Raw genomic sequence first — 17,244 nt, 5'->3', positions numbered from 1 at the left:
AGCCTTAGTTACAGTCTCGGTGCGTTGACGACTGTGGCGTTTCTCTGGGGCGCGATCGCCCCGGCGCAAGCTCAGGAGACGAGAAAGCCGAACATCCTGTTCATCATGGGCGACGACATCGGCTGGATGCAGCCGAGCATCTATCATCAAGGCATTGCGGTGGGAGAAACGCCCAACATTGACCGCATCGGCAATGAGGGTGCGAAGTTCATGACGTACTACGCCGAGCAGAGCTGCACGGCCGGACGCACTGCCTTCCTCACCGGCATGCAGCCGGTGCGCGTCGGCATGGTCCTACCGGAAATTCCCGGAAGCCCGTCCTACTTGCGGACCGGCACGCCTTCGCTCGCCAAGTTCCTATTCGATCTCGGCTACAACACCGGCGAGTTTGGCAAGAACCATCTCGGAGATCACACTGAATCCCTGCCGACCGCGCACGGCTTCCAGGAGTTCTGGGGGTATCTGTATCACCTCGACGCCATGCAGGGAGTAAGCTTCCCTGATATCAACAGGACACCGACCGAGCAGACACTCGCGCCGCCTTGCAAGAACACGCCGATCCCAGGACTTGCRGAGGATCCCGCGGCCGTTGATCCCAAGACGACMACTTGCCTGACGCCACCGCGKCCGATGCTCGCGTGCACATCGTCCGACGGGACTGCGGCGAACCAAAGCTGCAAGGATCAGGGCCCGCTGACGCTGGAGCGATCGAAGACCGTGGACGAGGAGATCTCGGCCAAGGTTATCGACTTCCTCGACCGCAACGATCCCGAGAAGACGAAGAAGCCGTTCTTTGTCTGGTACAACCCGGCCCGTATGCACATCACGACCGTGCTCCCGGACAAGTACCTGGCCATGGTCGGCGAGCCTGGCGGCAAGGACTGGGGCGTCAACGAAGCCGGCATGAAGCAGATGGACGACAACATCGGCTACGTGCTGAAAAAGCTTGAGGAGATGGGTGAGCTCGACAATACCATCATCGTCTTCACCACCGATAACGGCGCCGAGACGATCACCTTCCCCGACGGCGGCACCACCCCCTTCAAGGGCGGCAAGCTGTCCACCTGGGAAGGCGGCATGCGCGCGCCGCTGGTTGTACGCTGGCCCGGGCATATCGAGCCCAGAACGGTGAAGAACGAGATGTTCGCCGCTCTCGACTGGCTGCCCACCTTGGTCGACATTGCCGGCGGCCCCAAGGGCAACGAGCTGAAGGCGCGGATCGAGAAGGGCGAGTATCCTGGCATCGCCAAGACCACGCTCGACGGGGTCAACCAGCGCGACTACCTGGAAGGCAAGTCGGAAAAATCCGCGCGCGACCACTTCTTGTACTACTCCGGTAAGGAGCCGTCGGCAGTGCGATACAAGAACTGGAAGATGTACTTCGCGATGGTGTCGGACGACCCGGCTGGCTTTATCACGGGCGTGGTCCCCTACGCCTGGACGCAGGTCGTCAACATCAAGCGCGATCCTTTCGAGACTTCGGTAGGACAACAGTTGAAGACGCTCTTCGGTACGGGCGGAGCCATCGCATCACCGTCCACYGCCTACGTCTACGATTGGAACATGCTACCCATCGGGCAGCAGTTGTGGCTGAAGCACCTCCAGACCTACGTCGACTTCCCGCCGATGCAGGACCCGGCAAGCTACAATCTGGAGCAGGTCATGCAGCAGGTCCGGGAAATGAAGACCGGTCACGACTGACGCGCCAATGGGCGTACGACATGGCGGGGCGGCCCAGGACGGCCGCCTGCCAACCGGACGCGCTGCGGATCGCTCTGTATTTTTCAYGGGAAAGTAGCGGAACGACCCCCAAGGCGCTTGCCGTTACCGCGGCAACTGCTCGCCAACAACAGGAGACACGACATGGGAGTGTTCCATCATTTCGAGCGCGGCCGTCGTCGACTGTTCGTAACGCTCGCGGCAATCTTGGTTCCGATCGCTGTCGCCTGCTCCGGCGATCCTTCMCAGGCCCAGACCGATCCGCTGCCGTCRTGGAACGATACCGCCCCGAAGGCGGCCATCGTCGCCTTTGTCGAGAAGGTGACGACRGAGAACACGCCCGAYTTCGTCCCGGAGCCTGAGCGCATCGCCGTCTTCGACAATGACGGCACGCTGTGGGTSGAGCATCCGATGTATACCCAACTCGCCTTCGCGCTCGACCGTGTGAAGGCCGAGGCTCCGTCCCATCCGGAATGGAAGGACACGCAGCCGTTCAAGGCAGTGCTCGAAGGCGACATGAAGACCCTTGCCGCATCCGGCGAAAAGGGCCTCATCGAGCTCATCATGACAACCCATAGCGGAATGACCAGCGACGAGTTCCAGAAGGTCGTTTCCGATTGGCTTGCCACCGCACGCGATCCGCACTTCAAGCGTCCCTACACCGAGCTCGTCTACCAGCCGATGCTTGAACTGCTRGCCTATCTGCGCGCCAACGGCTTCAAGACCTTCATCGTATCCGGCGGCGGCATCGAGTTCATGCGGCCGTGGTCGGAACAGGTCTATGGCGTCCCGCCCGAGCAGGTCGTAGGCTCGTCGATCAAAACCCAGTTCGAGATGCGTGACGGGATGCCGACCCTGTTTCGCCTGCCGCAGGTCAACTTCATCGATGACAAGAGCGGCAAGCCGGTCGGCATCAACGAGCATATCGGCCGCCGCCCGATCGCCGCCTTCGGCAATTCCGACGGCGACCTGGAAATGCTGCAATGGACGACAATGACGGGTGGGAGCGTCCGTTTCGCCATGCTCATTCATCACACCGATGCCGAACGTGAATACGCCTACGATCGCGACACGGAATTCGGCCGCCTCGACGAGGCGCTCGATGCAGCGGCGATAAACAAATGGACCGTGGTCGACATGAAGGCAGATTGGAAAGAGATCTTTCCGAAGAAGTAGACTGCGTTGCGTGCATCGTRTGCGACMCTCTTGTGCAGTCAATGTCCATCCACGTTCGTGAGGYCATCAGGACAGGCGGCCCTGCCGCTTATCCCAAACTCGAAGGACATCCAYGATGAAAATCAATCATGTCGCCGGCTTGATAGCCGTTGTCGGAGGCCTGGCACTGGCGGCAACYGCTGCACTCGCCCAGGATTCCACGAAGAAGCAGCATGTGCCGCTGGGCAAGGCGATCGGAACGGTCGCGCCCACCGGTCCGGTGCCGTCACTTGCRGTCATCAAYTCGGATGGCGCCAAGATCGAYGGTGACAAATTGGTTCTGACTGGYGTGTCGGCAAATTCGATCGTCTTTGCCGATCGACCGGTGCGGGCCGCCGGACATGTAACCACCGAACAGTTCATCATGCAGTGGGATGARGGCAAGGACAACTTCGCTGTCGACCCTCCAAACGCAACGGTGTCGGTGCTGGGAGGTGGCGGCTCGGACGTCAGTGACGTCGTGGTCACTCTGAAATCTCCAAAACTGGAAGGTACTACGCTGACCTTCGATATTGCCGTTCTGGAAGGAAGTCTGAGTGGTGCGGCCGGACCCGCTGCGGTTTTCATTGATCATTTCGCCGGTGGTTTTGGCGGCGGTGRTTTTGGCGGAGGTGGCTTCCGCGGTGGGGACTTTGGTGCCGGCGGGTTTCATGGAAGCTATGCGCGTGTCGGGGACGCCAGTTTCGCCCATGTCGGAGGTGCCTATTGGCACGCGCCCGTCTATCACGGGGCTTGGTATCGCGGCGCTCCGGTTGCCGCGGGGGTGGTGGCTGGTGCCGCCGTCGGCGCTGCAGCAGCCAATCCGTATTACTACCCGCCGCAATGCGGCTACTATCCGTACCCGCCTTGCTACTAACCTGGCAGGTTGTTGTAGTCAGCACGAACACAGCCGCCACGAACAAAAAATGGAAAGCTCGGCTGATTGGGTTCTCTCAGTTGCTTTTCTGCCCGATGCTTTGGTCACGCTGCCGGGTGCAGCGAGACCTTTGTTCCAGAACGATACGGAGCGTTCGATTGACGGGGTTTGTTCTCTCAGCGGCATTTATTCGCGCAGCCCTATTGTTTGGATCGGTGTTGTCTGCCTGTTGNGGTTCTCTCAGTTGCTTTTCTGCCCGATGCTTTGGTCACGCTGCCGGGTGCAGCGAGACCTTTGTTCCAGAACGATACGGAGCGTTCGATTGACGGGGTTTGTTCTCTCAGCGGCATTTATTCGCGCAGCCCTATTGTTTGGCGCCTTGCTTGCGTTCGCCGCACAGACCGTTGCGGCCGAGACGGTTCCGCCTGCCGCCGATCCGCTGATCGCGATTCATGACGGGTTCGTGGCCGAGACGACATGTTCGTCCTGCCACGCCGATGAGGCGGCCGCATTCGCCACGTCGCATCACGCCAAGGCGATGGCTCTTGCCGATGACACGACAGTGCGTGCCGATTTCAACAACACCCGGTTCGAGCGCGATGGCATTGCGGCAGAGTTCTTCCGCCGCGACGGTCGCTTCTTCGTCCGCACGGAAGGACCGGACGGCCGGCAAGCGGACTTCGAGGTTAAATACACTTTTGCCTACGAACCCTTGCAGCAATATCTGATCGATCTCGGTCACGGACGATTGCAGGCTTTCGATGTTGCCTGGGACACAGACAAGCAGGCGTGGTTCTGGCTCGGCGAAGGCAGTCCGGCAAAACCCGGCTCGACATTTCATTGGACCGGGCCTTTCTATCGCTGGAACCGCACCTGCATCGACTGCCATTCCACCAACCCTCAGGTCAATTTTCGGCCGGAGACGAACGAATACAAGTCGTCCTACGTCGCGACCAGCATCGGCTGCCAGTCCTGTCACGGCGGCGGTGCGAAGCATGTCGAGTGGGCCAAGGCCAAATCCAAAGATGCCCCGACGGCGGCGCCCGGTCTGGGCCTGTCGAAGGTCGATGCAGGCACCTGTTTTGCCTGTCACGCGCGGCGGACCAAGCTTGTCGATGGCTATCGACCCGGAAACGCCTTCCTCGACCATTTTTCGCCGGCGCTGCTCCGCCGGGACCTCTATTTTCCGGACGGACAGATTCTCGACGAGGTGTTCGAGTACGGCTCCTTCCAGCAGAGCAAGATGGCGAGAGCGGGCGTCACCTGCTTTGATTGCCACAAGCCACATGAAGGTACGGTCAAGGCCGTCGGCAACGCCCTATGCACGCAATGCCACACTGAAACGGCACCGGAGCGTTTTGAAAAATACGATCCCAGCGGAGTGTTCGACACGACGGCACATACCCATCACCCGACGGGGTCGCCCGGCGCGCAATGCGCCAACTGCCACATGCCCCAGCGCACCTACATGAAGGCGGATCCGCGACGCGACCACTCCTTCGTGATCCCGCGCCCAGACCTTTCCGAAGCCTACGGCGTCCCGAATGCCTGCACCTCGTGTCATGAAGGCAGGACAAACGCATGGTCAGCGGAGACCATGGACAAATGGTACGGCAAGCACTGGCGCAATCGCCCGACGATAGCGCACGCCTTCGCGGCAGCGGCGCAGGACGATCGTGCAGCGATCGATGATCTGCGCAGGTTTTTGGCCGACCGCGAACAACCAGGCATCGTCAGGGGCAGTGCGATTGCCGAAATGACGAGGCTCGACGGAGTAGCCACGGCCGCAGACGTCGAAGTTGCAGCGAAAGACTCCGATCCGCTCGTCCGACTGGGGGCAGCAGAAGCGGCTGCCAGCTTGCCGCCTGAACTTCGATTGGCCGCGATCGGCGTTCTTCTTGGCGACGAAACCCGAGCAGTCCGGGTGGCCGCTGCCAGGGCTCTTGGCAGCACCCCGTCACTGGACCTTCTCGGCGACCAACGCCGGGCCTTCGATGCGGCCGTCGACGATTTGCGCGCCTATGTCCAGGCCAACGCGGACGTCGCCGAGGTACAGAACAACCATGGGACCTTCCTGTTCGAACAGGGGCGCACGGACGACGCGGAAAAGGCGTTCCGCCAGGCGATTATTCTCGATCCGACGCTTTCGGGTGCGCGCATCAATCTCGCCGAGCTGTATCGCGCCAGCGGTGACAATGAGAAATCCGAACAGACCTACGCCGAGGCGGTCGCGGCCAACCCGGATCGGCCCGAGCTCCGCTACGGGCATGGTTTGTCGCTCGTTCGTCAAAAGGCAATGCCGGACGCGATCCGGGAACTGGAGGCTGCCGTGCGCCTGGATCCAATGAATTCCCGATACAGGACGACGGCGGCGATCGCGCTCGATGCGGTTGGCCGGACGGATGCCGCTTTCGCGTTGTTCGATCCGGCTGTCGCAGGTGGTGCAACAGACGCCAATCTGCTCGGCACTGCCATTCAGTTTGGCCTCAAACTTGGCCGCCATGCCGAGACGCTCGAGTTTGCGGAGGCACTCGCTCGTCTCCAGCCGAACGATCCACGGACCGCAGAACTCGTCAGGCAATTACAGGATGCAGTTCAACATGGCAGGTAAGCGCGCCTGTCGGACGAAGTGACCTATCCAGCAGTCAGAATTTTTGTGGGATCAATATCACCGGACCCAACGGGCTCACGTCGGCAGGCCAAAAATTGTGGCCGGGGAGCGACCGCAGTTTTCCCATCATCTCCATTACGAGGTACGGAGAACCGGGAGAATTGGGATATTTGGGGTTGCCCACAATCCGGATGAAGCCATTTTCGGTCATTGGGCAGGTCGCCTCGGCGAGCTGGCCAATCGCTGCGAACCATTCGTGCGCATCGTCATGGGTTACATGGCTTGGATCAAACAAAGCAATCAAAATATTGCTGTAAAACAATAATATAACGGCAATTCATCACACAAGACATTAATAACTTCGAGCGTTATTGGCGGCGCATCCAGCCGAGGTGACAGGAGAGGAACGCCATTGCGCTCGCCGCCACTGCGCGGCCGGCGCAGAGGCGTGGCTGCAACCTAAGCGCTCTATCTCGGCTGGGTTGACGGTAAGCGTTCAACGCTGAAAAACGTTTCTCCGTTCGACGAAAGCGGTTTTCAGACCAACCAGCAACGAAAATTGTGAGCCACTACGTGATGGGGAGGTCGGAAATCAGGCGCGCTGACACCTTCCGAGCAGAAGTCCGCCGTGCCGTGCCAGGAAGTTCAACGACGGACATAATCCCTGAGGAAACGGAGCCAGGCGTGGATTTTCTGCGGGACCATCTGCATGGGCAGGTGCATCGCGTAAATCTGGTGATCGGGGAAGCGATAGGACGGCAGGGCGTCGGCCAACTTGCCCTCGGCGAGTTCTGGCGCCACGAACCAGTCAGGCAGAAGTGCTACGCCTGCGCCGGCAACCGCCAGCGCCTTGACGACCGACGCGTTGTTGGCAAGCAGCCGGGACTGACGAGGCACCTCGAATGTGCATTCGCGGCCGTCTTCGTCGTACATTTTCCAGCTTTTCACACGGTCGACGGTGGCATTGCTGATGTACGGCAACGCGCTCAGCATCTCCGGCGTACCAATAGCAGTTTCTTCGACGCCGGCGATGATGTCCGGCGACGCGACCAGCCTGATCTGATACGTCCCCAAATGCACACCGGCATATGGCGAGGTCTGGAATTGCTCGTTGCGCCCCAGCCGGATGGCGACATCGAAGCGATCGCGCACGAGGTCGACATTCGTCGGATAGGCCTCGAACTGGATGTCGAGGTCTGGATGCAGCGCGGCGAATTCCTGAAGGGCCGGAGCAATCACCGCGACGCCATATTCAACGGTCGATGTCAGCCGCAAGCTGCCGCTCAGCACCGTTTGCTCCATGCGCGCTTCGGCAATCGCCTCATCGGCTTCCGTGAGAATGCGCAGGCAGCGCGCATAAAACCGTTCGCCGGCATCGGTCAGACCAAGGCTGCGCGTGGTGCGATGAAGGAGTGTGACGCCCAATTCGCTTTCGAGCTGCTTGAGGTTGAAACTGATGGCGGCTCTGGCCTGATTGAGTTGCTTGGCAGCCGCTGTGAACGATCCTGTTTCCACGACGGCTCGGAAAACAGTCAGGCGATCCAGACTCACCGCCATGTAGCACTCCAATTGGTAAAAATATACGACAGGTGATGTCTAATTGTATCGACTTATTCGACGGCATGAAAGGGAATATCCCTGCGGACGTCATTCCCATCGAAGGTTTTCCCGTTGTCCGCCCGCTCCCGAATTGCCACCCTCTACCTTCTCGGATTCGCAGTCGATCTCGCGAATATGTTCATCTTCAACGCCGCCCTGCCGGCGTTGCAACGCGAGTTGAGCGCATCGGTCGTGCAGCTCGCCTGGGTCGGCACGATCTACATGCTTGGCCTGACTGTCGCCATTCCGCTGGGGAGTTGGCTTGCGCGCCGGATCGGCGAACGCCGCGTGTTCATTGCCTCCCTGCTCATTGTTGCGGTGGGCGGTATCGGCGGAGGCAGCGCCACTGGGATTGAGACGCTTCTTGCCTGGCGCCTCGTTCAAGGTCTCGGCGGAGGACTGCTCGTGCCGGTCGGCCAGAGCATGGCCTATCGCGCCTATCTTCCGGAAGACCGCGCCCATCTGACGGCCGTGGTCATGACGGTCGCGCTGTTGGTGCCGGCACTTTCACCCGCCATCGGCGGGCTCGCGGCCGATCATGTGTCCTGGCGCTGGGTATTTATCGGCGTTGCGCCACTGGCAGCGGCGATAGCTGCGTTGGCCCTTGCCTGGGCTCCCGTCGATCGATTGGCGGAAGCGAAGCCGGCGCTCGACATTCCCGGCTTCCTGCTGAGCGCCATCACCCTGTTTTGCCTTCCCCTTGGTCTGACGCTCATTAGTCAGACGGGAAACGGCGTTCATGCCGCAATTGTCCTTGCCTTGGCGGTCGTCGCGGGCGCTGCCTATGTCCGCCATGCGTTGCGCTCGCGCAATCCGCTGCTTGATCTGCATCTGCTTTCCGATCCGATGCTCAGGACTGGCAGCATCATCTACCTGTGTGTGCCGGGCGTTTTCACGGGCGTAAACCTGGTCGCCTCCCTGTACTTGCAGGACCGCCTTGGTCTGACGGCCACACAGACCGGCATGCTCATGCTTCCATGGGCAGCAGCATCCTTCGTCGCCATCATGTCGACGCGGCGGCTGTTCGCGTCCCGCGGCCCGCGCCCGCTCTTTCTCGTCGGCATGACGGTCACCTGCGCCGGCGTGCTGCTGCTGGCCACGCCATTCGCCGGAAAGTTCATCATCGCGTCCTTTGCTGCAATGGGCTTCGGGGCAAGCCTTTGCACGTCCACCGCCCAGACGGCAGCCTTTACGTCGGTTCGGACGGAACGGATGGCAGAGGCAAGTGCGCTGTGGAACATCAACCGTCAGCTCAGTTTCTCGCTCGGTGCGAGTGTGCTGGGAGGCCTGCTGGGGCTTTTCCTGGCGACCAGCGGCGGCGTGGCCGACGTCCTGCCCTACCGCTACTGCTTTGTGATCGCTGCCGTTCTGATCTTGTTGCCGCTGCCCTTCGTTCTGCGGCTGCCGCGAGCCAGTCAGCGCGCGTAACCCATTCTTTCAAGCTGTCCGACAAGGAGCCGAACATGACCGACATTGAAAAATTCTTCCGTGAAATTGTCGATCTCCACATTGAGATCGAGCGCTGGTTCACCGGGACAGCCCACCCCAACGATCTGGTGCAACTGCTCGAACGCTTCTCGCCTGAGTTTCGCATGATTTCCGTGCAAGGGACGGCTCTCGGAAAAGAGGGCGTGGGTGAATTGTTCGCACGTCTGCACGGGAAGCGCCCGGAGCTGCGGATCACGGTCGACGAGATGCAGATCAGTCAGGAATGGTCGGGCGGAGCCTGCGTCACTTATCGCGAGACGCACGCGGATGCGGGCGGGGTTGAAACAGCAAGACGCTCGACCGTCGTTTTGGAAGCTTCAGCGGATGGCTCGCTCCGGTGGCGGCATCTGCATGAAACGCCGATTGCGGCTTAGGCACGTCTACGATGCCCTGTGCGCACTATCCTCGCTGTACAGGAAGTGTGCTTCAACGATCGCATAAGTACGCGGTTCAAACCTGGTCAAGAGCAAGGGAATTGTTAGTCGCGGGGCGTGCAAGTCTCAGCTGGATCATAGACAAGTGAAACGACAGCGCTTATATTTAGCGCCTGGTATTACCTTTAACTAAGGAGGGTTGCCATGGCATCCCCGACCTCGCTCAAGCTCGATGATGAGCTCAAGGGCCGCGTTCAACACTTGGCCGAAATCCGCCGCCGGTCTTCTCACTGGATCATGCGTGAAGCGATTGCACAATACGTGGAGCGAGAAGAGAAGCGAGAGGCATTGCGACACGCCACGCTCAGAGCGTGGGAGGAGTATCAAGCGACCGGCCTACATGCCACTGAGGACGAGGTCGAAAAATGGCTATCCACGTGGGGAACGGACGACGAGAGCGCCGCACCTGAATGCCACAAATAGTCTTCTCGCCAGCAGCTGTTCGTGATCTTGAACGCCTTCGCAAATTCTTGCAGGCCAAAAGCCCATTGGCAGCCAAGCGAGCAGGTGAAGCCATTCTGAAGGGTGTGCAAGCCCTTGGCGCACATCCTAAAATGCGGCGCCTCATTGATGATCTGCCTGACCAATATCGAGAGTGGCTCATTGATTTTGGAGATAGCGGATACATCACGCGCTACCGTATTGATGGGGACATTTTGACAATCCTCGCCGTGCGCCATCAGAAAGAAGCTGGCTTCTGAGAGTGCCGGCGGTGTCGTCTTTGAGCGATTGCTCGTCGTATGTGACTGTCCTCAATGCTGGACTGAAACGGGCTTCGCCGGTTTAGGCGGAAGTTTCACTTATTGAATGGGCCGATCACCAGCGGATGCACACGGGCTATACTGCATCCTTCCGCAAACCAAAGGTCAGCGATGGCTGGAACCTCAAGCGTTAAGCCAGGCAAGGCGCTCGACGAATACAGCTTTGGGGGCATGCGGCGGCCCGATAGAATTGCTGCTCCTACGCGAACGCCGCTCGCTTATGCTATATATTCCTAATCCATCATACATGCGAGCGGTGGGGGTGGCGGATGCTCGAAAGTCGGGTCAACAACCCACGACAACCGACGAAACCTTCGGGACGCAAGGGACGCCTCTCCGAATATGGAGGTGAGCGGCGGATCGTCACCGCCATCTGCTATGATCTCGTCGGGTCGACGAGACTTCTCCACCTGCTCGACATAGAAGACTATCAGGAACTGATCGTTGCGTTTCAGAATGCAGCGAAACACGCGATAATCTCTCATTCCGGCGTCATGCAGCTTGAGGCTGGAGATGGCGGCGTGGCGCTCTTTCCGATCGAGTTGGGTGCGAAGGATGCGGCTTCGCTCGCCATTCGCGCGGGTCTCGCGATCGTCGAGGGCTGCGCGGGCGTTGCCCGAGAAGCCGGGCGCGACGACTTGCACGTTCGAGTCGGGATCGCGACATCCGTTGCGCTCATTCAAGAGACGCAGGAGGAGAAGGGGGAACCGGTTACGGGTGCTGCACTGGCCATAGCCACCCGTCTGGAAGAGATTGCCGACCCAGACAGCGTTTTCGTTTCGGAGGACACGCGCGACCTGGCCGGTAGGTCGCATGCTTTCGTGTTCGAAGGCGCCAGGACGCTCAAGGGCTTCACTGTGCCCGAGAAGGTATGGCGCGCACTCGGTCACAAGATTGATGTCGACAGGTTCTACGCTTTCGGGAGCCTTGGCGGCCCCTTCATTGGCCGCGAAAGCGAGTTGAACACGATCGCCGCCTGTTGGGAAAAGGTCACCGCGCAAGGTGGCGAAATCCTCCTGCTCGAAGGAGATGCAGGCATCGGAAAATCGCGGCTTCTGCGGGAAGTCCGCAAGATGACGCGCGACCGGCGATCAGGGCTGTACTTCTTTCAGTGCCTGCCAGGCGGGCATCGCTCGACGCTGCATCCCCTGTTGAACAGTCTTATGGGCGCAACGTCGGGACAAGACGATCAACTGGGCCTGTCCGCCTCCGCTGTAGCAAACCCCTTTGAACGAAACGGCATTCGCGACGCAGAAACGATTGAAACATTCGCGTATTTGCTGGGTGCGCTGGGACGAAATCAACGGCTCGCCGACAACGACCCAAAAGCCATCCGGGAAAAGGCTCATCGCGCCGTGTTTCGCGCACTCGCGGCGTTGTGCGCGAACGGCCCGATCGTCCTGGCTGTCGAAGACATCCACTGGATCGATCCAACCTCCCGGGATTTGCTGGCGGAGGCCGCTCGGGTTGCACACCAACTTCCGATTTTCCTCGTCGCGACCTCACGTCTCGGGTTTGCGTCGGATTGGCTGGACGCGGCCAACCCCACGCGGCTGACGCTGCTCCCGCTTGATCGTGACGAAACACGACGGGCGATAGAGGCAAGATGGCCGGAGCAGAGGCAGGGCATGCTTCCTGAGCTCTATGACGTTATCGAGAGGATATCCGGCGGCGTCCCACTCTTCATCGAGCAGATCTGCCAATGGGTCTCGGAGAACGTTGCTGCAGACACTATGAGCCTGTCGGAAAACGTCAAACCCAGCCATGTGTCGGCATTCGAGGAAATACTGGACGCACGCCTCAACCACCTGGGCACGGCCAGAGACGTGGCGCGAGCGGGAGCAGTTGCGGGCAGCCGGTTCACGCTATCGTTGCTTCGCGAACTGCTGCCAGGGCTGGGCAAAAAGTCTTTGGTCAAGGCCGCCGATACCCTGAGTGATTCAGGGTTCCTGATGCGGATCAGGACGCGAGGGCATATCGCCTACGGCTTCCGGCACGTTTTGATTCAGGAAACGATCTACAATGGGCTCTTGCGCAGGCAGCGGCAGGCATTGCATCGGCGGCTGTTCATTGCTGTCAGTCAAAACCGCCAAATGGCCGCTTGGATGGACACCGGAACGCTCGCCGAACATGCGGAACGAGCGGGCTTCATCGAAAACGCAATCGAATTGTACACTGCGGCAGGGAAGGAAAGCTCGAGCCGATCGGCGATGGTAGAGGCGCGCAACTACCTGGAGCACGCCGTGGAGATTTGCGACCGGTTCGGCGCGGGACATGCGATCGAAACACTGCAGCTATCCGCGCTGATTTCGCTCGGCCCAGTTTTGACCGGTCTTGTCGGACTGAACTCACCTCCGGCTCGCAAGTTATATGAGGATGGCGTAGCCATCGCCCGCCGGCAACCGATGGAAGAGCAATCCAGATGGTTTCCGATCTATTGGGGGTGGTGGCTCACGGGAACAGACTTTCGCGTTATGCGCGAACGCGCTCTGCAAGTGCGGGCCATGCAGGCTGGGACGGAAGATCCGGAGATCAAGCTCCAAGTTAACCATTGCATCTGGGCCATTGCTTTTAACCTTGGCCACCATCGAGAGGCCCAGGATGCGATTAAGGCCGGACTGGCGCTTTATGACGAGCAATCGGCGAAAACCAACCGAACGTTATTTGGCGGCCATGACGCCAAGGTGTGCGGTCTAGGGCAACTGGCCCTTTCGCTGTGGCTGACAGGACAATCGAAAGCATCGGATTCGGCTCTTTCGAAGATGGTCGCGTTCGTTGACCGGATATCACACGCGCCCAGCAAGGCGCATTCGCTTGATACGGAAGCGGTGTCTGCGTTCTATCGGGACGACTATGGGCGTCTCACCGAAATTTCCAAGAGAATGGCAGACTTCGCGAGATCGCATGAAATGCAGTCGCTGTCCGGCCTGTCGCTGCTGTTTGCTGGATGGGCTCTAGCGCATGGGGAAAGCCTCACGAGCGGACATGCGATGTTTCGCGAAGGGCTGTCGCTCTTGAGAAGCCTCGGTGTCGTCGCAGATCTCCCGATTTATCTCTACATGCACTCCACGCTGCTCGGGCAAGCTGGCAACTATGAGTCAGCGCTCGAGGTCACGAATGACGCGATCGAAAAGGCGAAGGAAACCGGTCATGCCTATTGGCTCGCGGAGCTCTACCGTCGCCGCGCCGTTCTTCAGGCGCGGGGCAACACTACCAAGGATCCCATCATCCTCGACCTGCGCTCAGCCGTAGATATCGCCGAACGTCAAGGAGCAAAGGCACTTCTGCGACGGGCGAGACATTCAATGCAGGAGCTTGGCGTTGCCGGTCAACATTGAACGAACGAGGCAGAAAACCGACGATCCGTCAAACCTTGAGGGGATGCTTGCGCGTTTTCGCGACGCCATACTTGCCGGCTTAAGCAACCCGCTCTCTCCTCCCGCGGACCTAGAAGCCGAGCAATGCTTGCGCGCGATTTTACGGCTCTGTCGTCGTGCGGGCATAACCCGGCTTGGTGATCTGACCGGACTTGACCGGATCGGCCTGCCGGTGGCTCAAGCCGTTCGACCCGCCGCTCTTTCTGAAGTCACGTCGCTCGGGCGCGGCCTTTCCATGGCGGGAGCGGCGGTGGGGGCGATCATGGAATCGCTTGAGCGGTTTTACGCCGAAGCCATTCCCTCGGGGCGGGTATTTTCCACCACGGCGGATGAACTCAAGATCGCCGACGGCCTGTTTGAAAACCTTCTGGCACCTGATCGCCAGGGGAACTGGCGGGTACGGGCGATACCCTGGATCACCGGCGTCGACATCACGGCTGGTTTCCCACAATCGGTCCCCCTGGAACTTGTTCACACCTGCTACACGGACCCGCCGCCCGCTCATGATGGCCTGTTCATGCGCACGACCACGGGTCTCGCCTGTCATATGACCGTCTTCGGTGCATTTGCGCATGGATTGTTCGAATGTATCGAGCGCGACGCCCTCGCGCGCGCCTTCGCCACCCACGGCTTCTTCGATCGAATGCGCATTTCCCCGTTCGGGCTGGGTGACGGAGTTGATCACATACTGTCCGTTGTGGGCGAGCACCATATTTCCTTCGGCCTTTGGCTAGCTCCTTCGCCGGCAGATGTCCCAGTGGTCTGGTGCCAGACGATCGAGACAGGCCCCGGCGAACCGATCCTTGCTCTTCCGACCGAGGGCTACGCGGCAGGACCGAGCATCGCCGCGGCAGCGGAGAGCGCGATGCTCGAAGCGCTGTCAGCGCGGGCCGGGGCGATATCGGGGGCGCGCGACGATCAAACCCGGGAGCATTACAGACGTAGCACCGACTCGGTCGTCGCCAAGGCCCGCCAGCTTATTCTTATGGGTACGTCCGGGTTGCCGCGTCAGGCAATCGAAGCACGCGCCGTTTCGGATCTCGGCGCGCTGATCGACAGGGTCCTATCCGCCGGCATGGGGCCCATATTGGCCGTGCCGGTGGGAACGGACGTCGAAACAGGCGTTCAGTGCGTGAGAACCATCCTTCCCGGAGCCATTCCCTTTTCCATCCTGCGGTGAGTGTTCACATGGTCAATGCGAGCGAGAAAGGTCCGATCCTGGTGTTTCTTGGTCCGACGCTTCGGTTGACCGAGGCGGAGCCGGTTCTCGACGCCACCTACCTGCAGCCCGCCGCGCAAGGCGACATTCTGCTTGCCGCCCACGCATTCCGCCCGCGGGCGATGGTCCTGATCGACGGGCAATTCGAGGACAGGCCGGCTGTCCGACACAAGGAAATCCTCTGGGCAATGGCACAGGGGATCGTCGTGATCGGCGCGGCAAGCATGGGCGCGCTCAGGGCGGCGGAACTCAGTGAGTTCGGCATGATCGGTGTCGGCCTGATCTACAGGTGGTATCGGCGCTGGCGGCTTGCTCCCGATGATGCGGTCGCCGTTCTTTCGGGGCCGCCGGAGCTTGGCTTTCTTCCTTTGACAGACGCCTTGGTCGATCTCCAGCGGACGTTCGCCAGCCTGACACGCCGGGATTTCATAACGGCAGCCGATCGCGACTTGCTCACAACAACTGCGCGAAACATGAACTTTCGAGAGCGCCGGTTCGAAGCGATTTTACGGGATGCAGGATGGCAGGAGGAGGGGCTCAAGCAATTGCAGAAGGAGATGGTGTGGCAAAAAAAACGGGACGCTCTGCTTGCGCTGCGAAACGCGCGGTCCCTCGTGATGCAGGAAAATACGGGGCCTGTGAGCTGTGCGTGGGTTGCAACGAACACCTTTGTCCGGGATCTTGAGGCGGGCGGCATTGACTCAACATTAGCAAACACTTATAAATTGAATCCTTAATCCCAGATTTTTCAATCGAGGGGGGCAATTGTGCGATGCGTCTGCTTCGGGACGATGCCCTCGACTCTGGAAATGCGCGTGTCGGCACGCGGTTTTGGATTTATCCGCAGCCCCCCTTCATTCCCGGATACGAACAGCCCGATCGTGTGTGGCTATCGATACCACGCGACGAATTAGGCGAGGGCCCCAGTGACCTCTCCATGTATGTCGCGGATCCGCTCTATGACAAGCAGCCCTATGGCCTCGCGAGCTTGCCGCCATTCGGCGGGGCGAAGCGCGCGCCGGTGAGGCCGGGTCCGGATCGTCACTTCGACAACATCGATCCGACCTCCCGGCCATTTCTTGCTGTTCACGCCTACGCCTGCGTGCGTTTCGTTCTCGACATTTGGCAGAGCTATTTGGGGCGGCGGGTCCACTGGTTCTTCGATCAGACCTTTCCAAGGCTAGAAATCGTTCCATTTGTCGATTGGGACAATGCTCAAGCGGGCTACGGTTTTCTGGAACTGGGTTGGTCCGACGTCGACGGCATCCTGAGACCTTACGCGTTGAATTTCGACACGATCGCGCACGAGGTCGGGCATCTGATCATGCTCTCGGAGACGGGTGTACCGACTGTGACATCGCCTGATGGCGACTTCTTTTCGTTCTCCGAAGCCTTTTCGGACTGTGTTTCACTGATCTCGTTCTTGCACTTTGATTCCGCGATTGACCGGCTTTTGCGGCGAACGAGAGGCAATCTGCTGCTCTACAACGAACTGAACCGCTTTGCGGAGACGAGCCCCGAAACGCAGATTCGCTTGGCCACCAATTTCCGGCGAATGTCCGCAACTACCCGCGAGGTGCACGACCGCGCGCTGCCGTTCGTTGGCGCCATCTTTGACAGCATCGTTGCACTTTATCATCGCGATCTGGTCGCGAACGGTTGCGCCGACAGGCGGCTTCTGGATGTCGATATCCGGGAACTGGCGCGGGACGAATTTGATACTTTTCGGCAGGCGACGGCGGAGGCCTTCGGCACCAAGCCATTATATTTCAAGCTGGCATTGACCGCCGCGCGAGACGCGGTGGGTGCGGCACTCGCGACGTCATTGAGCACACTCGATCTGAACACACTGCGCCTTGAGCAGGCGGCAGAGGCCATCGTCGCCTCGGCGGACGGGCCGGCCGCCGAATTGCTCGAAGAGAATTTCGCTTGGCGCGAAATCATCGCTTCAAGGTAAGTCAAGGG

13 protein-coding genes and 1 pseudogene are annotated in these 17,244 nt (G+C 60.0%); 12 read left to right on the top strand and 2 right to left on the bottom strand.

The window, feature by feature from the left end; translation table 11 throughout:
- Nucleotides 1-54 precede the first annotated feature (54 nt).
- The 4 genes from ASE60_RS05855 to ASE60_RS05840 all read left to right on the top strand — a co-directional run bounded on the left by ASE60_RS05855 (nt 55) and on the right by ASE60_RS05840 (nt 6,401).
- Nucleotides 55-1,701, top strand: a complete 1,647-nt coding sequence (locus ASE60_RS05855) for an arylsulfatase (protein ID WP_280137704.1) — start codon at nt 55-57, stop codon at nt 1,699-1,701.
- Nucleotides 1,702-1,863: 162 nt separating this feature from the next.
- On the top strand, nt 1,864-2,895 hold the full coding sequence (locus ASE60_RS05850) for an HAD family hydrolase (RefSeq protein ID WP_057248776.1): 1,032 nt from the start codon (nt 1,864-1,866) through the stop codon (nt 2,893-2,895).
- Nucleotides 2,896-3,010: 115 nt separating this feature from the next.
- Complete coding sequence (locus ASE60_RS05845; RefSeq protein ID WP_057248775.1) at nt 3,011-3,790, top strand: hypothetical protein; 780 nt, start codon at nt 3,011-3,013, stop codon at nt 3,788-3,790.
- A gap of 379 nt (nt 3,791-4,169) precedes the next feature.
- Entirely contained in the window at nt 4,170-6,401 is a 2,232-nt protein-coding gene (locus ASE60_RS05840) for a tetratricopeptide repeat protein (RefSeq protein ID WP_244495555.1), read from the top strand.
- A 26-nt stretch (nt 6,402-6,427) separates the two neighbouring features.
- Here ASE60_RS05840 and ASE60_RS33475 read toward each other — a convergent pair.
- Both ASE60_RS33475 and ASE60_RS05835 read right to left on the bottom strand, forming a co-directional pair.
- Nucleotides 6,428-6,729: pseudogene (locus ASE60_RS33475) on the bottom strand (VapC toxin family PIN domain ribonuclease); the annotation flags it as partial.
- Nucleotides 6,730-7,046: 317 nt separating this feature from the next.
- Nucleotides 7,047-7,958: a LysR family transcriptional regulator gene (locus ASE60_RS05835; RefSeq protein WP_057248774.1), complete on the bottom strand. Its 912-nt coding sequence runs from the start codon at nt 7,956-7,958 to the stop codon at nt 7,047-7,049.
- Between the two features lie 114 nt (nt 7,959-8,072).
- Here ASE60_RS05835 and ASE60_RS05830 point away from each other — a divergent pair, with 114 nt between their 5' ends.
- From ASE60_RS05830 to ASE60_RS05795, 8 genes are all read left to right on the top strand, one after another.
- A complete protein-coding gene (locus ASE60_RS05830) occupies nt 8,073-9,428 on the top strand; it encodes an MFS transporter (RefSeq protein ID WP_057248773.1) in 1,356 nt (451 codons plus the stop codon).
- 35 nt (nt 9,429-9,463) lie between these two features.
- Entirely contained in the window at nt 9,464-9,862 is a 399-nt protein-coding gene (locus tag ASE60_RS05825) for a DUF4440 domain-containing protein (protein WP_057248772.1), read from the top strand.
- A gap of 204 nt (nt 9,863-10,066) precedes the next feature.
- Nucleotides 10,067-10,345, top strand: coding sequence for a CopG family ribbon-helix-helix protein (locus ASE60_RS05820; RefSeq protein WP_057248771.1), 279 nt, complete (start codon nt 10,067-10,069; stop codon nt 10,343-10,345).
- A complete protein-coding gene (locus tag ASE60_RS05815; protein WP_057248770.1) occupies nt 10,333-10,623 on the top strand; it encodes a type II toxin-antitoxin system RelE/ParE family toxin in 291 nt (96 codons plus the stop codon). Before ASE60_RS05820 ends, ASE60_RS05815 begins: the two co-directional genes overlap by 13 nt.
- 329 nt (nt 10,624-10,952) lie before the next feature.
- The gene (locus tag ASE60_RS05810; protein WP_057248769.1) at nt 10,953-14,021 is read left to right on the top strand and encodes an AAA family ATPase; all 3,069 of its coding nucleotides are present in this window, start codon (nt 10,953-10,955) and stop codon (nt 14,019-14,021) included.
- Nucleotides 14,005-15,240, top strand: a complete 1,236-nt coding sequence (locus ASE60_RS05805; protein WP_244495552.1) for a YcaO-like family protein — start codon at nt 14,005-14,007, stop codon at nt 15,238-15,240. The genes ASE60_RS05810 and ASE60_RS05805 overlap by 17 nt, the downstream gene beginning before the upstream one ends.
- 8 nt (nt 15,241-15,248) lie before the next feature.
- The gene (locus tag ASE60_RS05800) at nt 15,249-16,016 is read left to right on the top strand and encodes a TfuA-like protein (RefSeq protein ID WP_057248767.1); all 768 of its coding nucleotides are present in this window, start codon (nt 15,249-15,251) and stop codon (nt 16,014-16,016) included.
- Nucleotides 16,017-16,051: 35 nt separating this feature from the next.
- Entirely contained in the window at nt 16,052-17,236 is a 1,185-nt protein-coding gene (locus tag ASE60_RS05795) for a hypothetical protein (protein WP_057248766.1), read from the top strand.
- The last annotated feature ends 8 nt before the right edge of the window (nt 17,237-17,244 follow it).

Origin of the sequence: Ensifer sp. Root278 (genome assembly GCF_001429285.1) — a bacterium.
Lineage (GTDB): Bacteria > Pseudomonadota > Alphaproteobacteria > Rhizobiales > Rhizobiaceae > Ensifer.
Note: the sequence above shows the minus strand (reverse complement) of the source record. Positions and strands in the feature narration are given on the sequence as shown.